At 71.4% G+C, this 21159-nt stretch carries 22 protein-coding genes and 5 pseudogenes; 9 read left to right on the top strand and 18 right to left on the bottom strand.

Translation table 11 applies throughout. From position 1 onward, the window contains the following. The 3 genes and pseudogenes from ACFQ9Z_RS00135 to ACFQ9Z_RS00125 all read right to left on the bottom strand — a co-directional run bounded on the left by ACFQ9Z_RS00135 (position 1) and on the right by ACFQ9Z_RS00125 (position 2302). Positions 1-1719, bottom strand: coding sequence for a SpoIIE family protein phosphatase (locus ACFQ9Z_RS00135; RefSeq protein ID WP_383008928.1), 1719 nt, complete (start codon positions 1717-1719; stop codon positions 1-3). 157 nt (positions 1720-1876) lie between these two features. Beyond that, positions 1877-2158: pseudogene (locus tag ACFQ9Z_RS00130) on the bottom strand (hypothetical protein); the annotation flags it as partial. A 45-nt stretch (positions 2159-2203) separates the two neighbouring features. After that, positions 2204-2302: pseudogene (locus tag ACFQ9Z_RS00125) on the bottom strand. Positions 2303-2522: 220 nt separating this feature from the next. Here ACFQ9Z_RS00125 and ACFQ9Z_RS00120 point away from each other — a divergent pair. Both ACFQ9Z_RS00120 and ACFQ9Z_RS00115 read left to right on the top strand, forming a co-directional pair. Continuing rightward, a complete protein-coding gene (locus ACFQ9Z_RS00120; protein WP_383008925.1) occupies positions 2523-3080 on the top strand; it encodes a DUF664 domain-containing protein in 558 nt (185 codons plus the stop codon). Positions 3081-3465: 385 nt separating this feature from the next. Beyond that, positions 3466-3990: a transglycosylase SLT domain-containing protein gene (locus ACFQ9Z_RS00115; protein ID WP_383008923.1), complete on the top strand. Its 525-nt coding sequence runs from the start codon at positions 3466-3468 to the stop codon at positions 3988-3990. A 105-nt stretch (positions 3991-4095) separates the two neighbouring features. On the opposite strand, the gene ACFQ9Z_RS00110 is transcribed toward ACFQ9Z_RS00115, so the two are convergent. From ACFQ9Z_RS00110 to ACFQ9Z_RS00095, 4 genes are all read right to left on the bottom strand, one after another. Continuing rightward, positions 4096-4923, bottom strand: a complete 828-nt coding sequence (locus ACFQ9Z_RS00110; RefSeq protein WP_383008920.1) for a maleylpyruvate isomerase family mycothiol-dependent enzyme — start codon at positions 4921-4923, stop codon at positions 4096-4098. A 142-nt stretch (positions 4924-5065) separates the two neighbouring features. Continuing rightward, complete coding sequence (locus ACFQ9Z_RS00105; protein WP_383008917.1) at positions 5066-5458, bottom strand: thiol-disulfide oxidoreductase DCC family protein; 393 nt, start codon at positions 5456-5458, stop codon at positions 5066-5068. Between the two features lie 87 nt (positions 5459-5545). Beyond that, entirely contained in the window at positions 5546-5791 is a 246-nt protein-coding gene (locus ACFQ9Z_RS00100; RefSeq protein ID WP_383008915.1) for a DUF5133 domain-containing protein, read from the bottom strand. Positions 5792-5931: 140 nt separating this feature from the next. Continuing rightward, positions 5932-6822 (bottom strand): alpha/beta fold hydrolase, encoded by an 891-nt coding sequence (locus ACFQ9Z_RS00095; protein ID WP_383008912.1) that lies wholly within the window; start codon positions 6820-6822, stop codon positions 5932-5934. A gap of 246 nt (positions 6823-7068) precedes the next feature. Here ACFQ9Z_RS00095 and ACFQ9Z_RS00090 point away from each other — a divergent pair, with 246 nt between their 5' ends. Next, complete coding sequence (locus ACFQ9Z_RS00090) at positions 7069-7641, top strand: dihydrofolate reductase family protein (RefSeq protein WP_383008909.1); 573 nt, start codon at positions 7069-7071, stop codon at positions 7639-7641. 221 nt (positions 7642-7862) lie between these two features. Then, entirely contained in the window at positions 7863-8801 is a 939-nt protein-coding gene (locus tag ACFQ9Z_RS00085) for an Ig-like domain-containing protein (protein WP_383010256.1), read from the top strand. Between the two features lie 90 nt (positions 8802-8891). Here ACFQ9Z_RS00085 and ACFQ9Z_RS00080 read toward each other — a convergent pair whose 3' ends face one another. Further along, positions 8892-9170 carry a GlsB/YeaQ/YmgE family stress response membrane protein gene (locus tag ACFQ9Z_RS00080; protein ID WP_383008907.1) on the bottom strand — a complete coding sequence of 93 codons (279 nt, stop codon included), beginning with the start codon at positions 9168-9170 and terminating at the stop codon, positions 8892-8894. Between the two features lie 399 nt (positions 9171-9569). Here ACFQ9Z_RS00080 and ACFQ9Z_RS00075 point away from each other — a divergent pair, with 399 nt between their 5' ends. Further along, complete coding sequence (locus ACFQ9Z_RS00075; protein WP_383008905.1) at positions 9570-9863, top strand: STAS domain-containing protein; 294 nt, start codon at positions 9570-9572, stop codon at positions 9861-9863. A gap of 76 nt (positions 9864-9939) precedes the next feature. Here ACFQ9Z_RS00075 and ACFQ9Z_RS00070 read toward each other — a convergent pair. Next, a pseudogene (locus ACFQ9Z_RS00070) lies at positions 9940-10502 on the bottom strand (hypothetical protein). Positions 10503-10641: 139 nt separating this feature from the next. On the opposite strand from ACFQ9Z_RS00070, the pseudogene ACFQ9Z_RS00065 reads away from it, so the two are divergent. Further along, positions 10642-10863 (top strand): annotated as a pseudogene (locus tag ACFQ9Z_RS00065) (hypothetical protein); the annotation flags it as partial. 99 nt (positions 10864-10962) lie between these two features. Here ACFQ9Z_RS00065 and ACFQ9Z_RS00060 read toward each other — a convergent pair. Further along, positions 10963-11484 carry a hypothetical protein gene (locus ACFQ9Z_RS00060; RefSeq protein WP_383008901.1) on the bottom strand — a complete coding sequence of 174 codons (522 nt, stop codon included), beginning with the start codon at positions 11482-11484 and terminating at the stop codon, positions 10963-10965. A 163-nt stretch (positions 11485-11647) separates the two neighbouring features. Here ACFQ9Z_RS00060 and ACFQ9Z_RS00055 point away from each other — a divergent pair, with 163 nt between their 5' ends. Then, positions 11648-12586, top strand: coding sequence for a Ku protein (locus ACFQ9Z_RS00055; RefSeq protein WP_383008898.1), 939 nt, complete (start codon positions 11648-11650; stop codon positions 12584-12586). Positions 12587-12938: 352 nt separating this feature from the next. Here ACFQ9Z_RS00055 and ACFQ9Z_RS00050 read toward each other — a convergent pair whose 3' ends face one another. The 3 genes from ACFQ9Z_RS00050 to ACFQ9Z_RS00040 form a co-directional block, all read right to left on the bottom strand. Next, a complete protein-coding gene (locus ACFQ9Z_RS00050; RefSeq protein WP_383008896.1) occupies positions 12939-13316 on the bottom strand; it encodes a hypothetical protein in 378 nt (125 codons plus the stop codon). 167 nt (positions 13317-13483) lie between these two features. After that, the gene (locus ACFQ9Z_RS00045) at positions 13484-15043 is read right to left on the bottom strand and encodes a GMC family oxidoreductase (RefSeq protein ID WP_383008893.1); all 1560 of its coding nucleotides are present in this window, start codon (positions 15041-15043) and stop codon (positions 13484-13486) included. A 34-nt stretch (positions 15044-15077) separates the two neighbouring features. Next, a complete protein-coding gene (locus tag ACFQ9Z_RS00040; RefSeq protein ID WP_383010254.1) occupies positions 15078-15464 on the bottom strand; it encodes an aldehyde dehydrogenase family protein in 387 nt (128 codons plus the stop codon). A 333-nt stretch (positions 15465-15797) separates the two neighbouring features. Between ACFQ9Z_RS00040 and ACFQ9Z_RS00035 the strand changes: the two genes are divergently transcribed. Then, positions 15798-15908: a hypothetical protein gene (locus ACFQ9Z_RS00035; RefSeq protein ID WP_383008892.1), complete on the top strand. Its 111-nt coding sequence runs from the start codon at positions 15798-15800 to the stop codon at positions 15906-15908. A gap of 95 nt (positions 15909-16003) precedes the next feature. On the opposite strand, the gene ACFQ9Z_RS00030 is transcribed toward ACFQ9Z_RS00035, so the two are convergent. The 3 genes from ACFQ9Z_RS00030 to ACFQ9Z_RS00020 form a co-directional block, all read right to left on the bottom strand. Next, on the bottom strand, positions 16004-17866 hold the full coding sequence (locus tag ACFQ9Z_RS00030) for a S8 family serine peptidase (RefSeq protein WP_383008890.1): 1863 nt from the start codon (positions 17864-17866) through the stop codon (positions 16004-16006). Between the two features lie 21 nt (positions 17867-17887). Further along, positions 17888-18382, bottom strand: coding sequence for a hypothetical protein (locus tag ACFQ9Z_RS00025; RefSeq protein WP_383008888.1), 495 nt, complete (start codon positions 18380-18382; stop codon positions 17888-17890). Between the two features lie 1124 nt (positions 18383-19506). Next, complete coding sequence (locus ACFQ9Z_RS00020) at positions 19507-19839, bottom strand: hypothetical protein (RefSeq protein ID WP_383008886.1); 333 nt, start codon at positions 19837-19839, stop codon at positions 19507-19509. 71 nt (positions 19840-19910) lie between these two features. On the opposite strand from ACFQ9Z_RS00020, the pseudogene ACFQ9Z_RS00015 reads away from it, so the two are divergent. Continuing rightward, positions 19911-20415, top strand: a pseudogene (locus ACFQ9Z_RS00015) (hypothetical protein). Here ACFQ9Z_RS00015 and ACFQ9Z_RS00010 read toward each other — a convergent pair. Next, positions 20357-20866 (bottom strand): transposase, encoded by a 510-nt coding sequence (locus ACFQ9Z_RS00010; RefSeq protein ID WP_383008884.1) that lies wholly within the window; start codon positions 20864-20866, stop codon positions 20357-20359. The pseudogene ACFQ9Z_RS00015 and the gene ACFQ9Z_RS00010 sit on opposite strands and share 59 nt — an antisense overlap. Then, entirely contained in the window at positions 20848-21063 is a 216-nt protein-coding gene (locus ACFQ9Z_RS00005; RefSeq protein ID WP_383008881.1) for a transposase, read from the bottom strand. Before ACFQ9Z_RS00005 ends, ACFQ9Z_RS00010 begins: the two co-directional genes overlap by 19 nt. Positions 21064-21159 lie beyond the last annotated feature (96 nt).

Here is a 21159-nt window from a genome sequence, read left to right as displayed (position 1 = left end):
CTACGGACCCGGCGGTGTGCGCAGGGCGAGGAGGGCGACGTCGTCGAGGCCGGGTGGCCGGACACGCCGCAGGAGCTGATCGGTGAAGGAGGTCAGGGGCCGGTGGGCCAGGGCCGCCGCGTGCTGGCGCAGCTCGGCCAGACCCTCGTCGAGGGTGCGGCCGGGCGCCTCGATGAGGCCGTCCGTGTAGAGCAGGAGCGTGCTGTCCGGCGGCAGCGTCGTCGTGGCGTCGGGCCGGGTGACGCCGGTCCCGGTGCCGAGCAGCATGCCGTGCCCGTCCGTGAGGTACTCGGTCAGGCCGTCGTGGGTGATGAGCAGCGGCGGGGGATGGCCGGCGTTGGTCCAGGAGAGCTGCCAGAGGCCGTCGCCGGTGCGGGTCAGCCGGGCGAAGACGAGGGTGGCCATCGCGACGTCGGTGATCGGCATGATCGCCTCGTCCAGCCGGTCGACGATCCTGCTGGGCGGCTTCTGCTGGGACCAGGCGTAGGCGCGGAGCATGTTCCGCAGCTGCGCCATCCCGGCGGCGGCCTCCAGGTCATGGCCCACGACGTCGCCGACGGCCAGTGCGGTGGCGCCGTCGGAGAGGGTGAAGGCGTCGTACCAGTCGCCGCCCACCTGCGAGGCGTCGGGGGCGGGGAGGTAGCGCACGGTCAGTTCCAGCCCGGGCACGCTCGGCATCTGCGGCAGCAGGTGGTTCTGCATGGTCTCGGCCACCGCACGCTGGCGCTGGTAGAGACGCGCGTTGTCCAGGGCCAGCCCGGCACGGCGGGCTATGTCCTCCAGCATGGTGAGATCGGCGACGGTGAAGTCGTCCGGCTGCCCGGCGCGGCCCAGCGTCAGCGCGCCCAGCACGGCCCGGGTGCTGCGGATGGGCGCGATGGCCGCGGAGCGGATGCCGGTCGCGTCGAACAGGCGGCGCTGCTCGACCGCGATGCCGGAGTCCGGGGCGCCGCGGTAGGTCTCCGGGCCCGTGAGCGTGGAGGCGACGCCCCGCAGGGCCCGGGACAGCGGCATGGGCGACGTCTCCGGCACCGGCGGCATCGGCCCCTCGAGGCTCTCGTGATGGATCAGCGTGCTGCCGTCGGCCTGGACCACCGCGGCCCGCCACACCTCGTCGCGCTCGGTGATCAGGTCGATGACGGCCCAGTCCGCCAGCCGGGGCAGGACCAGGTCCACCAGCCGGCGCAGCGCCTCGTCGACGTCGAGGGTCGAGGTCAGTCGCGTGGTGGTCTCGGCGAGCAGGGCCAGTCGCTCCAGGTCGGTGAGCGTCTCCGTGGCCTCGTCGGGGTGCGGGCCGGAGCGCTGCGGTTCCGCCAAGGGGTGGAAGACCACGAGCGTGCCGCTCGTCTCGGCCCCGATGTCGTAGGGGGCGAGCATCCAGGAGATGGGCAGCAGGGAGCCGTCGGCATGCGCGAAGTAGTCGATGTTGCCGTGCGCCGGGTGCCCGGAGTGGAACGCCTTCCGCATGCCGCACTGCGTGGCGGGCAGCCGCTGTCCCCGGGACCCGCGGTGCAGCAGGTCGTGGGCGTCCTGGCCGATCATGTCCTGGGCTCTGCGGCCCAGCAGGCTCCAGCCGCGGGTGTTGACGGCGACGATGTGGCCTTGCTCGTCGACTGCGTAGGCGCCGGCGCCGATGGCCTCCAGCGCGCGGGTCAGCCGGGGCGAGGGCGCCGTCCGAAACCGCTCGTCGCGGGTCTCCGTGCTCTCCGGCCGCCCCATGTCCTCGCCTCCCGCTCACCTGTCCCCGGCCTCCGCGCCGCCGCTCGACGCGCCGTGCGAGGCCCTTGCCTGTCTCTTCTACCCCGTGTGCCCCGCTGAAGGGGGGAAACCATCCGTGTATCGCGGCCCGGCCCCCGGGCCCCCGCCCGCCCGTCGGTCAGGGGTGTTCGCAGAGCTGGAGGCCACCGGCGACGGAGAAGCACAGGGCCCCGGTGAACGTGCCCCAGTTCGCGATGCCGGTGCTGACCGGGTCGCCGGTGGCGGGGCGGTCGAAGGCGGCGACGGCGGAGACCGTGAACAGGACGGACCCGAGCTGGTTCACCGCGACGATCCACCAGCCGAGACTGCGCGGGCGGGCGCAGGTGCGGCCGCCGTGGCGGATCTCGGCGAAGCCGAGGTGCCCGGAGACCAGGAAGAGCACGCAGCCGATCACGTCGGGCGTCGCGGACGGGCGGCCTCGCCGTGCCGGGGCCGGTCGCGTGTGTGGCGGAGAGGGCAGGATTTGAACCTGCGTGGGCCCGTGCAGGGGCCCGACCATGAGCGTGCTCGCTGGTCCCCGATAAACCACTCCGGGCACCTCTCCTCGTTCCCGGCCCGGCGCGTTCCCGGCCCGTTCACGTGACAAGACTGGCAGGGCCCCCTGACGTGCCGTTGATGCGGCGCTGACGCGCGGCCGGCGGGAGCGCGGCGGCCCCGGGCCGCGCGAACCGGCCGGCTCGTCACCCCGGTCACGGCCGGCCCACCCCGACGCTCACCCGAAACTCGGTGGCGGCCCCGGGCGGCCGTTGGCCACCATGCCACGCATGAGCGATCAACCCGCGCGATGGACCCAGGCAACCGTCTACCCCGACATGTGGTCGGACCCGGACGACGACCCGCGCAACAACGAGAACAGTCCGGAGGGCGAACTGGCCACGCTCGGCGACTTCCTGGCGAACTACCGCCTGACCCTGCGGATGAAGTGCGAGGGGCTGGACGCGGAACAACTGGCCCGCAGGTCCGTCCCACCGTCGACGATGTCGCTGCTCGGCCTGCTCCGGCACCTCGCCGAGGTGGAGAGGGACTGGCGCAACTGGCTCGGCGACGGCGACCCGCTGCCGAAGCTGTACGGGGCGCGGGACGCCGACTTCCTGGGAGCCGTCGCGGAGCAGGCCGTGGTCGACGCGGCCCTCGCCGATCTGGAACGCGAGCAGGCCGCCACCGACGCCGCGCTCGCCGCGTACGCGGATCTGGGCGAGCGCGTCGGGAAGGACGGGATAGCCGTGCGGGAACTGCTGGTGCACAGGATCGACGAGTACGCCCGTCACTGCGGCCACGCCGACCTGCTGCGCGAGTGCGTGGACGGAAGAGTCGGCCAGTGAACGGCTCGGGACCGGTCCCGGCGGGCCGGCCCCGGGGCGCGGAAACGCGGGTGAATCGTGGGAAAGGGCGTGACGCAGCCCATAGGAGGTATGTCACGTCCTAAGCGGGTTCGTAGGGGCGGTCCGCGGAAAAGGGCGCGATTAGGGGGCGAGAAGTCCGTTTTGCGACATCTCTACTCTCCTGGGTAGTAGGTCACACTCTTGCGCGGTTTGGATGGGCCTGCCAAACATGTTGCTCGTTGCCGCCCCGCAGACCGCGGGGCGACCGGGCGTCCAACGCCGGGTGTGCCCGCCGCCTCGTGCGGCACGGGTCCCGCCCCGGAGCCCTGCAGCGCGACCGGCACCCGGCCGGCGCTCCCCGCAGACACCCAGGAGTCCCTCACATATGACCGCGATCACCGCCAACCGCCGCCTTGCCCGCCTGCGCACCCTCGCACTGACCGGCATCGCCACGACTGGCGCCGCGACCGTGGCCCTCACCCTGATGCCGGCTTCCGCGCAGGCCGCCGAGGCCCGGCAGGCAGCCCACACCGTCACCGCTCCCGCGCGCGACGGCAGCACCGCCCCCAAGAGCGCCACCGGCAGCGTTTCCGGGAACCTCGACGGCTGGATCAAGCAGTCGCTGGCCATCATGAAGGAAAAGGGCATCCCCGGCAGCTACGAAGGCCTGCACCGCAACATCATGCGCGAGTCCGGTGGCAACCCCAACGCGCAGAACAACTGGGACGTCAACGCGCAGAAGGGGACCCCGTCCAAGGGCCTGCTGCAGGTGATCGACCCCACCTTCAACGCCTACCACGTCCCCGGCACCGCCAACAGCGTCACCGACCCGGTCGCCAACATCACCGCGGCCGCCAACTACGCGGCGCACCGCTACGGTTCCATCGACAACGTCAACTCGGCGTACTGAGAACCCGGCCGCACGCCGGACCACCCGGAACCGATGGCGCGTCCAGGTGGTCCTCCCGGCGCCTACGGGCACGGCAGGCCGGCCGGGTGAGTCGCCGGTGCCGGTTCATGGTGCGGTGAACAGGGCCGGGAAACGCGGGCCGAGCCAGGGGCGAGGTCCCCAGGCGAGGACCTGCCCCCGGGCGATCGCCCGCCAGGGATCGAGCCGGCCCAGGGCGATGAGCAGGAACGCCACGGGGCCGAGCAGGATGGTGCAGTCCGCGCGCCGCCCCGGCGGCCCGGGCGTCACCCGCACCTCTCCGCCGTCGAGCGACACCGCGAACTCCGCACCCCCGCGCAGCCGGATCCGGTAACGGGCCCTGAGCCGGGCCGTGGCCGCGGGGTCGGCCACCCGCGGCATGACCGACAGCATGAACGGCATGCACAGGCTCACCCGGTCCGGGTCGACCATGTGCGGCCGCCGCATCGCGCGAGCCAGGTCGTACCCATGGCCGAGCATGTGTGTGAGCAGGTACGACGCGAGAACGGAACGGCTCATCACGCCCAAGGGCGTGACCGGCGCCGGGCCGTCGGTCACGGTGCCCGACAGCGCGTCGAGGAACGCATCGGCCTGATCCGTGATCATCGTCGCGAGCGGCTCCGCCCGGCGTTCCGTGAAGACGGCGAGGGACTCCGCGTTCGCCGCGGCGAGACTCCGCGGCGTTCCGTCGCCGTAGGGACGCTCCCGCCCGGCGGCCAGGTCGGCCATCAGCTCGTTCGCCACGGCGAGGTGCGCGGCGACCTCGCCGACGGTCCACTCCGACCCCGGCACGGCCAGTGCCGTGTCGCCCGCGCTCCGCACCAGCGCGGCTATCTCCCCGGCGGTGCCGCGGATCGCCTGCGCCAGCCCCTCGGGCAGCTCCCACGAGCCGTCCTGCCGTACCTTCGTGCTCACGTCGCCAGCTCCACTTCCCACTCGCCGGTCGCGCCCGACGCGCCGGCGGCGCTGGTACCCAATCAGACGTCACGGCGCACCACAAGCCCCGGCGCCGGCCGAGGGCCGCGCCGGAAGCCGGGGGCTGCCGGCGGGACTCCCGTCACTCCTTTCCCGGCGTCCGGCCGGCGGGGACGGAACAGGCCGCCGAACTGCCCGGCAGCCGGTGGCGGTTGCGGGCGACGGCGCGGTAGACGCCGTGGGCGAGCAGGCGTACCGGCGCGAGCTGCAGCACCGCTCCGGCGACGGCCCAGCCGCCGCGTGCGCTCGACAGCAGTTTCGCCACCGCCTGCGCGCCGCCGTACACCGCTCCGTCGGGCGTGACCCACAGCGCCTCGTACCGGGCCCGCTCCTCGGAGACGCCCAGCGCCTCCAGTTCGGCCCACTGGCGGGCCGTGATGTCGCAAGGGGGTCTGAGCCACCGTCGCACGAGGTTCACGCAGGCCGTGCAGAAGCCGCAGTCGCCGTCGTACACCAGCACGGGTCGCGTTCGCATACCTCCATGATGCGTCGTCCGGTGCGTGCGCCGCGGGCGCGGGGCCGGCCGCCCCGCGCCCGCGTGCGCGTCGAACGGGCCGTCGGCTCAGGCGGCCAGGGACTGGAACGTCCTGGTGGCCGTACGCCGGTCCGCGCTGAGCTGTTCCAGGAGGGCGTCGGCGGCGGCGAGGGCCTCGTCGACCGACTGGGTGCCGGTCATGACGCAGAGCGTGTAGGAGGTGTCCTCCAGTTCTCTGCTCGAGCGGCCGGTGGGCTGCAGGTCATGGCGGAAGCGGGTCTCGGCGAATCGAGCCAGCACCGAACGCAGTTCCTTCTCCGCAGGCAGCAGCACAACGACAACCTCTCTCGAAGACGGGCCGTCACCCGGGGCCCGCGACATCCGTGACTCGTGTGCCCCCGAACGATCACGGTATGCACCAGCGCCGTCGCACGCCGTCGCACGCCGTCGCACGCCGCCGACGACGCCCCGTGTCACTCGTGGCCGGCCGCGCCCGGAGCCCCTTCCCAGAACGTGCGCAACTCGGTGACGAGCGCTTCGGGAGCGTCCTCGGCGATGTGGTGTCCGGAATCGACCGGTCCGCCCACCAGCCGGTCGCCCGCCCAGTCGCGCCAGACGCCGAGCACGTCGCCGTAGAGGTCGGCCATGTCGTCATGGGTGGCCCACAACACCTGCAGTGGGCAGCCGATGCGCCGGCCGGCCCGCCGGTCGGCGTCGTCGTGCTCCCGGTCGACCCCGAGACCGGCGCGGTAGTCCTCGCACATGGCGTGCACGGTGGCCGGGTCGTGGATCGCCCGCCGGAAGTCCTCGTACGCCTCCGCGCCCATCTGCTCGGGACCGGCCCTGTACCAGGCGTCGGGGTCGGCGTTGATGACGCGTTCCGCGGGCTTGTCCGTCTGCCCGAGGAAGAACCAGTGCCACCAGCTCGCCGCGAACCCGGCGTCACAGCGCGCGAGCGCCTCTCCGATGGGGACGGCGTCCAGCACGCTGAGGGCGGACACGGCCTCGGGGTGGTCCAGGGCCAGGCGCGTGGCCACGTACGCGCCCCGGTCGTGTCCCACCACCGCGAACCGCTCATGCCCGAGCCGGCGCATGACGGCGAGGCAGTCGCCGGCCATGGCGCGCTTGGCGTAGGGGCGGTGCTCCGGGTCGGTCACCGGCTTGTCGGACTGGCCGTAGCCGCGCAGGTCGGGGCAGACGACGGTGTAGCCGGCCGAAGCGAGCAGCGGGGCGACCCGGTGCCAGGTGGCGTGCGTGCGCGGGTGCCCGTGCAGGAGCAGCACCCCAGGGCCCTCGCCGCCGTATCGCACGCGCAGTCGTGCGCCGTCGCCCTCGCAGCGCGTCGTCTCGAAGCCTTCGAACACGCAACCTCCCAGGGTCGGTTACGGAGGCGCCTGCCCCGGGGCCGCGCGATCACGCCGGCCGGCGCCCCGCGCAGGGCGGTGCCGAGCGCCGGCCGCCCGTTCCGTCGTACGAGTGGGGCGGCGGCCGATGAGTTCTCGCCCGGCCGGCGGTCGTACATCCTGGTTGGTGCGTCTCGGCCGCGAGCGCGGCCGCGGCCTGCACGGACCGCCCGTCAGAACCCGGACACAACACACCGAGGACCCAGGATGCGCACTCTGATCAGCACCGCCTTCATCTCGCTCGACGGCGTCGTGGAGGCCCCGGGCGGCGAGCCCGGTTACCGGAACTCCGGCTGGACCTTCAAGCACGTCGAGTTCCTCCCGGAAGCCTTCGAGATCAAGGGGCGGGAACAGAAGGAAGCCACCGCGATGCTGATGGGCCGGTCGAGCTACGAGGCGTTCAGCCCCGTGTGGCCGGACATGGCGGACTTCGCCGACTACAAGGTCATGCCGAAGTTCGTCGTCTCCACCACCCTCACCGAGGACGACCTCGTGCCGAACTGGGGCGAGACCACGATCCTGCGCTCGCTCGACGAGGTCGCCGCGCTGAAGGAGACCGAGGGCGGCCCGATCATCGTCCACGGCAGCGCCTCCCTGAACCGGTCCCTCTCCGACGCCGGCCTGATCGACCGGTACCACCTGCTGGTCTTCCCGCTCCTGCTCGGCGCCGGCAAGCGGCTGTTCAGCGACACGGACAAGGACGCCCAGAAGCTGAAGCTGGTGGAGCACGAGGCCTACGCCAACGGCCTGCAGAAGAACGTGTTCGACGTCGTCCGCTGACCGGGCTCCCCGACCGGCCCAGCCCGTCCGGCGCGTCCCGCTCGTGTCCGTGCCGTCGTGCTCGGAGTTTTGGAACACGCTTTACGCGATACACGCAACTGTGGCCCGCGCCCTCGCTGTCTGACAGGGCGTTGGGCCTGCCATGGCCGGATGACGAGAAAGTGGGGCAGTTCGTGGGACGGGGCAAGGGCGGCATAGGGATCGCAGTCGTGACGGGCGCGATGCTGTTCGCAGTGAGCGCCTGCGGAGGCACCGGCGACGACAAGGCGGGCGGGGACGACGCGAAGGCGCCCGGCAGGCACGGCGCCGGCGCCTCGCCGTCGCCGACGAAGCCCAAGGGGCCGCCGATGCTGCTGGAGACCATCACCCCGCAGACGGGGACCACGGTCGGCGTCGCCATGCCGATCTCGGTGGTCTTCACCGACCCGGTGGCCCAGAAGGCACGGGCCACCGTGGAGAAGCACATGAAGGTGAGCGCCTCGCAGCCGGTGGCCGGCGCCTGGCACTGGTTCGGCGACAAGCGTGCCGACTGGCGTCCGAAGACGTACTGGCCCGCCGGTACGAAGGTGAAGATCGAGGCCGACATGCAGGGCGTGAGCAACGGCAACGGCCGCTACGGCGTGCACGGTTACACGCACAGCTTCACGGTCGGCGACGACGTGCGCGCGGATGTCTCGGTGACCGGTCACACCATGAAGGTGACCAGGAACGGCAAGCTCGTGCGCACCCTGGCGATCAACGCGGGCAGTCCCCAGTACCCGACGTGGAACGGCACGATGGCCGTCATCGACAAGCAGGAGAAGGTCCACATGACCTCCTGCAGCGTCGGCATCAGCTGCGACAAGGGCAGCTCCGACTACTACGACCTGACCCTGCCCTGGGACGTCCACCTCACCCAGTCCGGCACCTACGTGCACTACTCGACCGGTGACCCCAACCCGGGCAGCGGCAGCGCCCGCGGCTCGCACGGCTGCGTCCACCTGTCCATGTCGGACGCCAAGTGGTTCTACGGCCAGGTCAAGCAGGGCGACCCCGTCACCATCACCGGCTCGTCCCGTGCCAAGGCCCCGGCCGACAACGGATACGCCGACTTCAACCTGGGCTGGGCCGAGTGGCTCGCGGGGAGCGGATCCGGGGAGGGGACCACCGCGGCACTGTGACCTGCCGCGGGTCTTCGCCGCCATATGACGCGATCGGCTCCCTCCGTTCACGGGAGGGAGCCGATCGCGTCATATGGCGGCCGTGCGGCGTCACGCGTGGCGGTGCGAGCGCCGGTTGCCGGTGACGAGGCGGTACAGCACCAGCAGGATGAGGGAGCCGACGATCGCCGCGATCCACGTGGAGAGGTCGAAGAAGCCGTCGATCGAGTCCACCTTGAAAATCACCTTGCCGAGCCAGCCCCCGAGCAGACCACCGGCGATGCCGATGAGCATGGTGACGATGATGCCGCCCGGGTCCTTGCCCGGCATGAGCGCCTTGGCGATGGCGCCGGCGAGCAGGCCGATGATGATCCACGCGATGATGCCCATGTGTGTCTCCGCTTCGTCGTGTAAAGACTGTGTCAGTTCATCGTGTGCACCGTCTCGGCCCGAACAAACGTCCTCTCTTCTCTCCTTGTTCAAGGCGCTTGTCCGAGGCCGGTCGGGAGAACCCGCCCTCGGCCGGGAGGCGGTCCCGCACGGAGGGGGACGGCCGCCGCCGCGCCCGGCGCCTGTCGGAGCGGACGTGGGTGTGACACCCTGCAGGGAGAACCAGCCTGGTCTGGTGGGAGACCCCGCGCCACCGTGCGGTGACCGTGCAGGTGTGGCCGATGGACGGTGCGGGTGGTCTCGCTCGGCTGTGAGCGGCCCCTGCCGCGCGCTTGACGGCCTACTTCCGATAGTGGGAGCCGACCGTGATGGGCTTCGATCCCGAACGGTGGTTCCACCATGCCGTCATTCGACGTACGCGTCAGCAGCCAGCACAACCGCGTCGTGATCACTGTCGCGGGCGAACTGGACTTCGACACCTGCCCGCGGATCACCCAGGCCACCGACGCGGTGAGCATCCGTGACCGCACCCTCTGCCTGGACATGGCGGGCGTGTCGTTCATGGACGCCAGCGGCCTGGCCCTGCTGCAGAGCCTGCACCGGCACAGCGAGGCACAGGGCGGAGCGCTGGAACTGTCCGGCCTGCAGGCCCAGCCGCGGCGCGTCCTGGAACTCGCCGGCCCCGGCACCTGAGGCCACGAGGCCGCCGGGGCACGGTAGTCGGGGACCGTGGGCGGGCCCGCAGGCCCTGTCCCCTTCGCAACAGGCCCTAGTCCTCCCGCGCCCAGGGCCCCAGCTTCCGCGGGTTGCGGACCGCCCAGATCCGGTTGACGCGCCCGTCGGAGACCTCGAAGGAGGCCACGGTCAGGACGACCCCGGCGCGCCGGGCCACCAGGCCGGGCGTGCCGTTGACCGACCGCTCCAGGAGCTCGAGCGCCGGAGCCCGGTCGGCGATGGCGGCCATGTACTGGGCGATGCGGGCGCCGCCCTCGACCGGGCGCAGCGGTCGGCCGGGTCCGCCGGGACCGGGGAACCGGCGCCGCCCTCGTCCTTCCCGGCACGGTCGGGCAGCGGCTCGGGCAGCCACGCACCGACGTAGCGTTCCCGGCGGGCCCGGGCCGGGCCGAGCAGGTCGAGGCAGATGCGGCTGGTGACCGTCGTCAGCCAGGCGCCGGGGGACAGGATCTCCTCCCGCCGGCTCCGCGGCAGCCCGTACCAGCGTGTGCAGGCGTCCTCGGCCTCGGTCACCGAACCGAGCAACCGGTAGGCGACATTGAGCAGTTGGCCCCGCTCGCCCGCTATGCCGTCCGTGCCGGTCCCGACAGTCCCCATGCCTCCGGCCGCCCCTCGCCTTACCTTTCGCGGGCCCGCGTCGTCGGACCGGTGAGACCTTGTCGATCTGCTGCCCGAGGGCGGAAAAGGGGACCGTGTCATGGCCACCGAGATGACGACGACGGCGAACGCGCAGCGCGGAGCCCGCGTGATGTACGGGGCGTCGATGCTTTACCTGCTCGCGGCGGTGCTGGCGTGGAAGCCGGGCGGCGACTCGCTCCGCCCGGTCCGGCGCGCGACGGGGTTCCTCGTACTCGCCTCGGTCCAGGTCGTGCTCGGCATCGCCCACGTACCGTCGGTCCACCTTCCCCTGGGCGTCCTGATGTTCGGGCTGAGCGTGCTGGCGCTGGCCCGGCGCTGAGCTGCCAGGGGAACGCCCGGGGGAACGCCAGTGGGAAGCGGAGCGCTGCCGGAGCGGCAAAGTGGTGCCGGTGCCGGTGACGGCTCCGCGGCCCCGGCGTCACTCCTGCGGACCCTCGTCCTCCGTGTCCGAGTCGCCGATGGCGACCCGCAGGTCGTGCATGCCCTGCATGGTGTCGATCAGGGCTTCCTCCGCCCCGCTCAGGGCCCGCCGGGTGCCCTCGACGTCACCCCGGTCGGCGTGGAGCTGGGCGCTGAGGGTGTACAACGCCGTCATCGCGGCCGCGAAGGACGCCTCGCGGCCCGGAGGGGGTTCGTCCGTGTCGGACTCCGAGACCTGGATGGCCGTGCGCTGCAGTCTGTTCGTCAGCACGTTGACCGCGAGGCCGGGATCATGGCGCAACTGGTCCGTCCAGCCGAGCATGGTGTCGAGGACGTCCTCGATCTCGCCCTCCTCGGACAGCCGCGTCGCGGCCGTGATCTCGACCTCCGCCTTGGCCAGCAGACTGCCCAGCAGCCGCAGACGAGCGTTGCCCTGCGGCTCCTCGGGCCGCGCTCCCGGCTCCACCGTCGGTTCGGCTCCCAGAGCGATCAACGCCGCATTGATCTGTTCAGCACTCACCGGAGGCTCACTTTTGATGCTCACGCTCTCAGCTTCGCTCCTCCACGGCCTCATCGCCCGCCCACACACCGGTGGGAACGTCACCGGTCCGGACCCGGAGGGGTGCGGGCCGTACGCGGCGTCCCTAGGCTGATGGTGCTCGGGGCTACTGCGGAGGTGTGGCATGCCCCGAACCATCTGGTCCGGTGCCATCTCGTTCGGCCTGGTCACCGTGCCGATCAACGTGGTCAGCGCGACGGAGGACCACTCGATCCGGTTCCACCAGTTCCACACCACGGACATGGGGCGGGTCCGCTACCGCAAGATCTGCGAGCTGGAGGACCGTGAGGTCTCCCAGGACGAGATCGGCAAGGGTTACGAGCTGACCAAGACGCAGGTCATCCCCATCACCGAGGAGGATCTGCGCAATCTTCCGCTGCCGACGGCGAAGGCGATCGAGATCGACGCGTTCGTGCCGCTCGCCTCCATCGACCCGATCCGGATCGGCGAGGGCTACTACCTCCAGCCGGCCGGGAAAGTGGCGGCCAAGCCGTACAAGCTGCTCGTCCAGGCGCTCGGCCGCTCGTCGAAGGTGGCGGTCGCGAAGTACGCCTGGTCGGGTCGTGAGCGGCTCGGTCTGCTTCGGGTGAAGGGCGACGTCCTGGTGCTCCACGCCATGCGCTGGCCCGACGAGATCCGCTCGCCCGAGGAGCTGCTGCCGCCGCCGGTGGAGGTTTCGGACGAGGAGATCGAGGGCGCGCTCGCCCTCATGGAGACGATGGCCCGCGAGGACCTCGAGGGTGAGGAGTTCCAGGACCGCTACACCGAGGCCATGGCGCAGATCATCGAGGCCAAACGGGAGGAGAAGCCGCTGCCGGAGGCGCCGGAGCCGGAGGCGCCGGCCCAGGTGCTCGACCTGATGGCGGCGCTGAGCGAGTCGGTGCAGAAGGCGAAGGCCTCCCGCGGCGAGGACACCGGGCCCGCCGAGGTGCACGCGCTGCCGAAGCCGAAGAAGGCGCCGGCCGCCAAGAAGCAGCCGGCCGGGAAGCAGCCGGCCAAGAAGGCCGCGGCGAAGGGGACGACCACCAGGAAGACGACCACGCGACGGCCGCGGAGCGCGTAGGCGGGCGGTGCGGAGGCGGCGCCCGCGCGACCGGAGCGAGAGCAGTCCCACCTGCGCGTCGCCCTCCTGGCGCCAGACCGACCAGACACCGAGGGCTCGCAGTGCGCCCTCCACGTCGTGCAGGACGTCCTCGTCCGCCGGACGGCCCACGGCGGCGGTCTCGGCGCTGACCACGGCGAAGACTCCCCGCTGCGGCAGCAGCAGCGCGTCGGCGCACTCCCACAGGTGGGTGCCCTCATCCAGCCTGCCGTCGAGCAGCGCGGCCAGCAGCAGGCTCTTGACCTGCCGGTCACGGTGGGCTCTTTCGGACATGGTCTCGCGGTAGGCCACGGCCACCGCGTCGGTAAAGGTGTCACTGACCGACCAGACCGCGGCGGCGACGTGCGGCATCTCCTTGGTGACGGTGTCCCCCCGCCTCGTGCAGGATGCACTCCCGCATGAACCGTCCGGCGACCCGGTAGGCGTGTGTCACCGCGGACAGCGGCACCCCGTGCTCGGCCTTGAAACGGCCGGTGTCGTGCGCCACACGCAGGGCAAGAGCGTCCCGGCCCAGCTGGGTGATCATGGAGTGCAGGTTGTCCGCGCAGGAAGTGCGCAGCTGGTCGTGCGTCACGTGGCCGTGGTCGCCATAGGCGTCCTCCCCTTCCGTGATCCGGTCCGTGAGCAGGTCGGCGAAACGGTCGATCCCGGGCAGCAGCACGTCGACCAACCTGCGCAGGCCGTCGTCCACGCCGCTGGGGGTGAGTCATTCGGGCTCCCGCAGCGAGGTCGGCGGGACCACCGCGCCGACTGTCCCACCACGACGTGCCAGTGGCCCGAAACCGGCCGGGCCACTGGCGGAGCAACCACACGACGTAGTTGTGGCGACACTCCGCCCACGTCGACAATCCGCCCGCCTCAGACGTCGGCGGACACTGTGTCACGGATGAGGTCCGCAGCCCGTTCCGCGATCATGATCGTCGGTGCGTTGGTGTTGCCCCTGACCACGGTCGGCATGACCGAGGCATCGACCACCCGTAGCCCCGCCACACCGTGCACGCGCAACTCGTGGTCGACCACCAGGCCGATCGCGCAGGTGCTCGTCGGGTGGTACAGGGTCTGCAGCTCGCGCCGCGCGTAAGCCAGTAGGTCGGCGTCGCTGTCGGACGGCGGCGTCAGGAAATCCGACCGGCGGTGGAGGCGCAGTGCGGGCTGTCCGACGATGTCCAGTACCAGCCGCAGCGCCCGGATCGCTGTGGCCCGGTCTTCCGCGGTGGACAGGTAGTTGTGCAGGACGCGCGGCTTGGCGCTGGGCAGCGTCGAGCGGAGCGTAACCTTTCCGCGGCTGGTGGGTGTGAGCAGCACCGCGCCGATGTGGAAGGCGTGGTCGGTGGCGGCTCCCAGCCCCTCCTGGTGGAACATGGCCGGTACCGCGTGGATCTGCACGTCCGGGGCGTCGAGACCGCCGGTGGTGCGGAAGAACCCGCCGCCCTCACCGACGTTCGAGGTGAGGGGCCCGCGGCCTTCGGCTTCCAGCAGCCGGAGGTTCTCGGAGGTCTCAGCGGTGAGCAGGGATTCGGTGTCGGTGAGATGGACGACGGCCAGATGCGGGTGGTCCTGGAGATTCTCACCGACCGGCAGGTTCACCTTGGGGGTGATGCCGAGGGCCGCGAGCTCGTCGGCGATGCCGATGCCCGAGAGCATGAGCAGTTGGGGTGAGTTGTAGGCGCCCGCTGAGAGGACGACCTCCCGTTCGCACCGAAGTTCCTGCGTCGCCCCGTCCCGGTCCACCTCGACACCGACGGCCCGTTCCCCGTTGAGGAGGACGCGGGTGCACTGCACCCCGGTGAGCACGGACAGGTTGGGCCGTTCGACGGCGGGCCGCAGGTAGGCGTCGGCCGTGCTGCACCGCAGGCCGCCGCGCTGGGTGAGCTCGTAATACCCGACGCCGTCCTGCTCAGGGCCGTTGAAGTCGGGATTGACCGGATGCCCCGCCTGCTGAGCCGCTCCCAGGAAAGCGTCGATGAGGGGGTTGCGGGAGCGCCCGGGGTTGACCGGGAGCGGGCCGCCGGCGCCGTGCCATTCGGAGGCGCCGCCGTGGTGGTCCTCCGACCGCAGGAAGTACGGCAGTACGTCGTTCCAGCCCCAGCCCTTGGCGCCGACGGCGGCCCATGAGTCGTAGTCGCGGCGGTGGCCGCGGATGTAGATCATGGCGTTCATCGAAGAGGAGCCGCCGAGCATGCGGCCGCGCGGCAGATAGCGCCGTCGGCCCTCGAGGCCGGGCTCGGGTTCGCTGAGGTAGTCCCAGTCGTACTTGGTCCGGAACAGCTTCGAGAACGCGGCCGGAACGTGGATCTCCTGGGCGTCGTCGGCCGGGCCGGCCTCCAGGAGCAGGACGCGTACGTCGGGGTCCTCGCTGAGCCGGGCGGCGAGCACACAGCCCGCGGATCCCGCACCCACGATGATGTAGTCGTACATGGTGTGCCCTCTCTCTCGGCGGCCGGCCACGCGGTCAGTACTGGATGGCCTTGGTCTCCAGGAACTCCTCGAAGCCCAGGCGCCCGGCCTCCCGGTCCACGCCAGACTGCTTGTAACCCCCGAACGGGGCAAGGGGGTTGAATGCGCCACCGTGCACGTCGACCATCCCGGCCCGGATCCGGCCGGCAACCCAGCGCGCCCGTTCGGGATCGCCCGACCACACGGCGCCGGCGAGGCCGTAGGGCGTGTCGTTGGCGATGGCCACGGCCTCCTCCTCGGTGTCGTAGGGCAGGATCGACAGGACGGGGCCGAAGATCTCCTCGCGGGCGATGGTCATGTCGTTGGTGACGTCGGTGAAGACGGTAGGAGCGACGAAGTAGCCGGGCCCGTCCTGCGGCGTGTCGGGACCGCCGGTGAGCAGGGTGGCGCCCTCGGCGATGCCAGCCGCGAGGGAGACTTGCCGCCGAGTTCCAGCGCCACCTCCTTGACGGTCTCCGCCGCCAGCGCCGCCACCCGCCGGCCTGCCGGGTCGATCCGGTGAACGAGACCATCGCCACGTCGGCGTGGCTCACGCTCTGCGGCAGCACGCCCGCGACCGCGGCTGGAACCGACTGCGCTTGCTGAGCTGCGGTGACGCCACGTTCAAGTCCGACTTGGGCAGCGAGGACGGGGACGGCGCACAGTACTCCACGGTCTCCGTCCGCACCCGTGACGCGACGGCGGGATCCACCACTTCTACTCCACCCATCCCTGGATGGCCGACGACGTCGCCGAGCGCGGCATCGACCTTCTGGCCCCGGTCTGGCACCTCCTCGACCTCACGCCGCAGGGCCGTGGCGACTGGTACCCGACCCTCGACTACTGACCGCCACCGCCGTCCACCCCCAGGAGTACGGACGGCAAGCCGAACGGCACCCGCCCCGTCGGTGGTGGGTGCCGTGCGACGGCCTCGCTGCGGAGCTAACCGGCCAGGGAGGAGGCGTAAGAGGACAGGGCGGGAGCGGGCTGCACCCCGTGCGTCAGACCGAGGGCGGTGATGGCGTCGGGCAGGCCGCGTCCGACACGTGCCGCCTCCATGGTGCCCGGGGCGGCCAGCGGGCGGCAGCTCGCAGCGATGATCTCGAACAGGTGCTGCACCCGGCCGGGTCCGCGGGGCAGGAGCTGGCCGCGGAAGTCCTCGTGGTGAGCGAGGACCAGGGCGGCGAGACCGGCGACGTGGGCCGAGGCCGTGCCGGTGCCGTCGAGAGCCGTGTATCCGCCTCGCGGTGAGCACGAGAGGACCGCCACGCCGGGCGCGGCCGCGTCGACCCCGGGGCCGTAGCAACTGAACGGCGCGGCGAACAGGCCTTCCGGGGTCAGCTGCGGGCCCATGTGGGTCGCCTGGGAGGTGTCCGCCGGGAAGGACCCGAAGAGGCCTAGCGCACCCACGGTGAACACGGTGGGCAGCGAGCCGGGGAAGCACACCGGCCCGCCCGAGTCTCCCGCCGGGGCGACGCAGGCGATGCCCGCCGTGTTGGCGTCGGCCAGTTTGTGTGCCACCAGCGCCGACGGGTACGGCGTCGCCACCGCGATGTGCGCGATGTCGACCTCCCGCTCGATGCAGTGGTCGAGGGCTGCGATCAGGTCGCTGAAGCGGCCGTCGGGCAGCACCTGGCAGACCTCGATCTCAGCGTCGACCGCCGTGCCGATGATGCCCTTGCCGGTGTCCGCCGCCGCGATGATGCCCGCCGTGTGGGTTCCGGTGCCGACGGTGTCGTGGGCCCAGCCCTCTTGGGTGCCACGGACGAGATCGATCCCGCTGCGTACGTGCTGCCGCAGATCGGGATGCTCGGCGGCGACGCCCGTACCGATCACCGCGATCCTGACTCCGAAGGCGCGGAACGTGGGGGGCAGCCGGTCCAGCCGCATGGCCTGCTGGCCCCAGCCGTACTGCTGTCGCTCCTCCAGCCCCGGGTACACCTTGGCCAGCGGTGTGAGGGTGACCAGGTTCTCCTCGGTCGCCGACAGTTGCGGACGGTTGATCCAGCGGTCGACGTAGCCGCCCGCGGGCCGCACGTACAGGGACTGGACGGATTCCACGGTCTCCGTCGACAGCGTGACGGTGACCGTCCCGTCGTCCCCGGTCAGGCCCTGGGCCGGCCACGACGACCCGATCAGGAACACTCCGGCGCCGGCCAGCGGCTCTCCCCGCGGGCCGCAGACCCGCAAGCCGATCTCCACGGGCTGTTCGAGCGGCGTGACCAGTCCCGGGTCCCGCAGGGGCATCCCCGCGGCCGGCGCGGCGGCCGGTCCGCCCACGGACAGCGGCAGGTCCGGCTCGATGTGCACGTGCAGCGTCCGCATCGCCGGCAGCTGGGCCTCGGGGGCCTCGACGACCACGATGTCCGGGCACACGGAGGGCAGCCCGGCCGATCTCAGCTTGTCCGACGGCCGGAGTCTGCGGGTCACGGTGACCTCGGGCATCCTTTCCATCTGCTCACACACCGCGTCCATGCCGAGTTCGGGCACTCCCGGTGGGAGCAGGTGCTGCGGCAGCGGTGCCACCATGTACCGCTCACGGCGCGGCTGCACCCGGAACGGTGGCTGTGCGCCTTTCGTGCACGACTGCTTCTCCTTGCCCTCGGGTCCGGGTCCGCTGGCCCCCGCGCCGCCCCCGGGCCCGCTCGCGCGGTTGTTTCCGGGCCTTTCCTTGACCATCACGTCCACCTTCACCACGCCTACGTCGTAACTGGTGCTCCTGGTCCGGGTGACGGGGCAGTCGGCGTTTCCGCGGGGAAGCGCCGCCACGGTGACGCGGTGCGCCCGGAACCGCTCCGGACGCACCGCGACACGCTGCCCTGGAGGTCAGCCGATACCGAACTGACCCATCTGGCCGAAACCGTAGCCAGGCTGCGGGAACTGCTGGCCGAACCCACCGCCCCACGGCTGCTGACCCGGCATGCCCGGCATGCCCGGCTGCGCACCCTGCGGGCCGCCCTGCGGACCCTGCGGGCCGCGCTGGAGCAGCGACGCGACCGCGATGGGCAGCGCCTGCTGCACAGACTGCTCCACCGCGTGGCGGATGCCCGAGTGCAGCGCGCGGTGCAGCGCCACGGCCAGGTACGGGTGCGCCTGCGGAGCCATGCCCGGCGGCAGCTGCTGCTGGATCTGCTGGATCTGCTGGAACGTCTGCTGGACCTGCTGCGCCGCCTGGTGGGCCGTCTGCTGACACGCCTGCTGGATGGCCTGCAGGACCACCTGAGCGATCGGGGCCCCACCCGGCTGCGGACCGCCGAGCTGCGGACCGCTGGGCTGCGGACCGAACTGCTGCAGGGGTGGAGTACCGGTCATCACCGACATGAATGCTCCTTCCGAGCATGAAGGAAAATGCCGACATACCTCTTGATCGGCATTTTCAGGATAATCGGACGACTTGAAGCTAAGTGGGCGTTGGCACGGCCGCAAACGGGGCGATCGGTGATGCCGCACACCTGCCCGGTGAGGAGGCGACGGAGGGACCTCGGCGATGTGAGCCGTTCAGGTGAACCCCGGACCGTCTGACGGCTGTGAAAAACGCAGGCCAGGTCGGCGGAGGACGGTGATGGACAACGGACGTGGAAAGACTCTGGAGTTCCCCGGTCTGCTGCGGCTGATCGGGGAACAGTCGACTGCCTCCCGTGCCACGGTCGCCTCCGCACCCGCCCTCGACATGCAGGTGCCGGCCTACCGCTGTTCGAATGTGGCGCAGCCTTTGGGCGAGGGGCACCGCATGCGGACCGCCATCGCCGCCGCAGGGCCTGCCGACGCCCCCCGGCCAAGTCCGCGTGGCGCGTCCCGGCCGCGCCCCGGGAACGCGAGGCCCTGCTGGACCTGAGGGCCGCATCGACGCGGCAACTACTGGACGCACTGCGGGAGTCCGGCCCGGATCGCGGCTCCGGCTCGCCCGGGCCTCAGCCGACGACGGTCAGCCACTCGATGTGAAGCTCGGCAGCATTAACCGCGATCTTGCATGAGGTCCGTCAGCTTGCTCCCGCGCCCACAGTCAGCTCGGGTTGCTCAGAGGACGTCGGGGGAAAGCGTCACCAATCGGCCAGTGCTTGGGTAGACCGAGGGCGGTGAGACCCCCACCCTGCGGATTGAGGTCACGGACCCCCGCCCCGACCGCCGCCCACCGGCCCCCGGCGACCTCCCGTCGCCTTCCCCGGACACGCACTCGGGCCGGGGTCTCGTCCTCGTCGAGGCCCTGTCCACCCACTGGGGAACGACCGGCAACGAGCCCTACACCTCGGTGAGCGGGCTGAACAACCACGGGCCCTCAGCTTGAGAGACTGCGATCATCTGAGGGCGGCTTGGGCGCTGATCTGGGAAAGGCCTGTTGGCTGCTCCGTCGGCCTCGGCGGCTTTCACCGTGGTCCCCCGCTGTTCCCGCGCGATCTGGTGCGCTTGTGGGTGCGGTACTCGACGGCCCGCGTCGGTGAGCGGGCCTACCACCTCCGCCACTTGTCCGTGAGCTGGTACCGGCCCAACCCGTGGCGCGCTGTCAGGGCGACGCCGTCAACGCCGCACTCGGTGAGCGACTGGTCGATGTAGTCGCACAGCTCCTCGCGCGCGTCGGTTTCGAAGGCGGCGAGGACCTCGTCAGTTGCCGTCAGAAGTTCCTCGGGGAACAGCCCCGCCATGCAGGCGCACTCGGGATCCAGGGTGCCGGCGGCAAGCTCCTCGGCTTCCTCAGCTATGCCGTTACGCCAGCTCGTAGTTGGTCTCTCAGAGGTCGTTCGCTTTCCGAATGTCGTGTGTGGATTCGGCTGGTCAGGCATGAGATTGCGGCTGTGGCGGGAGTCTCGACTCGTTGCTGATCGAGTCGGCGTGGGGGTGGCGGATGCCGTCGATGCGGGCGGTCCTGGAGACGCGGTGGAAGGCTGCTGCCGTGCGGGTGGAGGAGCTCGAAGCCGAACTGGAGCGGGTGCGGGCGGACTTGGTGGATGCCGAGGAGGTTCTCAGGCTTCGGACGATCGGCCTCGAGCAGTATCTGGAAGCGCTCGCCGAGGAGGAACAGCCGGCCGAGACGGTCGTTGGCCCGTCGCCGAGGAAGCCGGTGGGCCCGCGCCGTGCGGTGCCGCATCGCCAGAACGCGGCCGGGTCGAAGACCTGTCGGTGGACTACCAGGCGGTGATGGCAGCCGCGGCCGAGGCCGGGGGTGACGGGCTGGGTGCCCGGCGGGCGGCCGTGGTGCTCGGCTGGGACAGTGCCTCGGCCTCACGCGTCGAGGGCGCGAGAGCACGGTTGAGAGGCTGGTGGAACGGGGCTGGCTGGTGGAGACAATGCCCGGGAGGTTCACCCTGCCGGCAGAACAGCGCACTGATGAGGCTGTGCGGCCAGGCGGCGGTTCATGAGGGCGATCATCGACCAACGGATGACGGCTTCGCTCGTGTCGGTGCGTCGTTCGTAGTCCCGGACCAGGCGGCGGCTGCGCAGAAACCAGGCGAAGGACCGTTCGACGACCCAGCGGCGGGGCAGTGGATGGAACCCGCGGACGTCCTCGCTGCGGCGGACGATGTCGAGGACGAGCCCGAAATGCTGGCTGGTCCAGTCGGTGAGGTGGCCGGTGTAGCCGCCGTCGGCCCAGACCCGCGCCAGCTGCCGGAAGCGGCCGGCCGCCGCTGGCAGAAGGGACCGGGCGCCGTCTCGGTCGGTCACGGACGCCGGTGTGGCCAGCACGGCCAGGAGAAGTCCGAGCGTGTCGGTGAGCAGGTGCCGCTTGCGACCGTTGATCTTCTTGCCCGCGTCGAAGCCCCGTGAGCCGAAGGTGACGGTGGCGTCCGCCTTCACCGACTGCGAGTCCACGACCCCGCGCTCGGCTCGGCGCTGCGGCCTTCACCGGCGCGGACGGCTTCCCGCAGCCGGTCGTGCAGCTCGGTTACCAGTCCCGTGTCCCGCCAGCGGGCGAAGAAGGCGTAGACGCGCGGCCAGGGCGGAAAGTCCGCGGGCATCGCCCGCCACTTGATGCCGTTGTCGACGAGATAGCGGACCGCGTCGATCATCCAATGCCACGAAGTTAAGGCTCAGTTGACGTTGTCAAGCACGACCGCGACGTGAGACGGGCCTCTGCTATCCAGGGGATCGACCAAGATCTTCCT

Source organism: Streptomyces sp. NPDC056580, assembly GCF_042793175.1.
Lineage (GTDB): Bacteria > Actinomycetota > Actinomycetes > Streptomycetales > Streptomycetaceae > Streptomyces.
This window is presented reverse-complemented; position numbering and strand designations above follow the sequence as displayed.

What these genes read in the sequence shown, in the direction of transcription:
- ACFQ9Z_RS00135 (WP_383008928.1), bottom strand. Translation starts at nt 1,719, where the DNA reads ATGGGGCGGCCGGAGAGCACGGAGACCCGCGACGAGCGGTTTCGGACG.
- ACFQ9Z_RS00120 (WP_383008925.1), top strand. Translation starts at nt 2,523, where the DNA reads ATGAGCGATCAACCCGCGCGATGGACCCAGGCAACCGTCTACCCCGAC.
- ACFQ9Z_RS00115 (WP_383008923.1), top strand. Translation starts at nt 3,466, where the DNA reads ATGACCGCGATCACCGCCAACCGCCGCCTTGCCCGCCTGCGCACCCTC.
- ACFQ9Z_RS00105 (WP_383008917.1), bottom strand. Translation starts at nt 5,458, where the DNA reads ATGCGAACGCGACCCGTGCTGGTGTACGACGGCGACTGCGGCTTCTGC.
- ACFQ9Z_RS00090 (WP_383008909.1), top strand. Translation starts at nt 7,069, where the DNA reads ATGCGCACTCTGATCAGCACCGCCTTCATCTCGCTCGACGGCGTCGTG.
- ACFQ9Z_RS00085 (WP_383010256.1), top strand. Translation starts at nt 7,863, where the DNA reads ATGCTGTTCGCAGTGAGCGCCTGCGGAGGCACCGGCGACGACAAGGCG.
- ACFQ9Z_RS00080 (WP_383008907.1), bottom strand. Translation starts at nt 9,170, where the DNA reads ATGGGCATCATCGCGTGGATCATCATCGGCCTGCTCGCCGGCGCCATC.
- ACFQ9Z_RS00075 (WP_383008905.1), top strand. Translation starts at nt 9,570, where the DNA reads ATGCCGTCATTCGACGTACGCGTCAGCAGCCAGCACAACCGCGTCGTG.
- ACFQ9Z_RS00055 (WP_383008898.1), top strand. Translation starts at nt 11,648, where the DNA reads ATGCCCCGAACCATCTGGTCCGGTGCCATCTCGTTCGGCCTGGTCACC.
- ACFQ9Z_RS00045 (WP_383008893.1), bottom strand. Translation starts at nt 15,043, where the DNA reads ATGTACGACTACATCATCGTGGGTGCGGGATCCGCGGGCTGTGTGCTC.
- ACFQ9Z_RS00035 (WP_383008892.1), top strand. Translation starts at nt 15,798, where the DNA reads ATGGCCGACGACGTCGCCGAGCGCGGCATCGACCTTCTGGCCCCGGTC.
- ACFQ9Z_RS00025 (WP_383008888.1), bottom strand. Translation starts at nt 18,382, where the DNA reads ATGTCGGTGATGACCGGTACTCCACCCCTGCAGCAGTTCGGTCCGCAG.
- ACFQ9Z_RS00020 (WP_383008886.1), bottom strand. Translation starts at nt 19,839, where the DNA reads ATGCCTGACCAGCCGAATCCACACACGACATTCGGAAAGCGAACGACC.
- ACFQ9Z_RS00005 (WP_383008881.1), bottom strand. Translation starts at nt 21,063, where the DNA reads ATGATCGACGCGGTCCGCTATCTCGTCGACAACGGCATCAAGTGGCGG.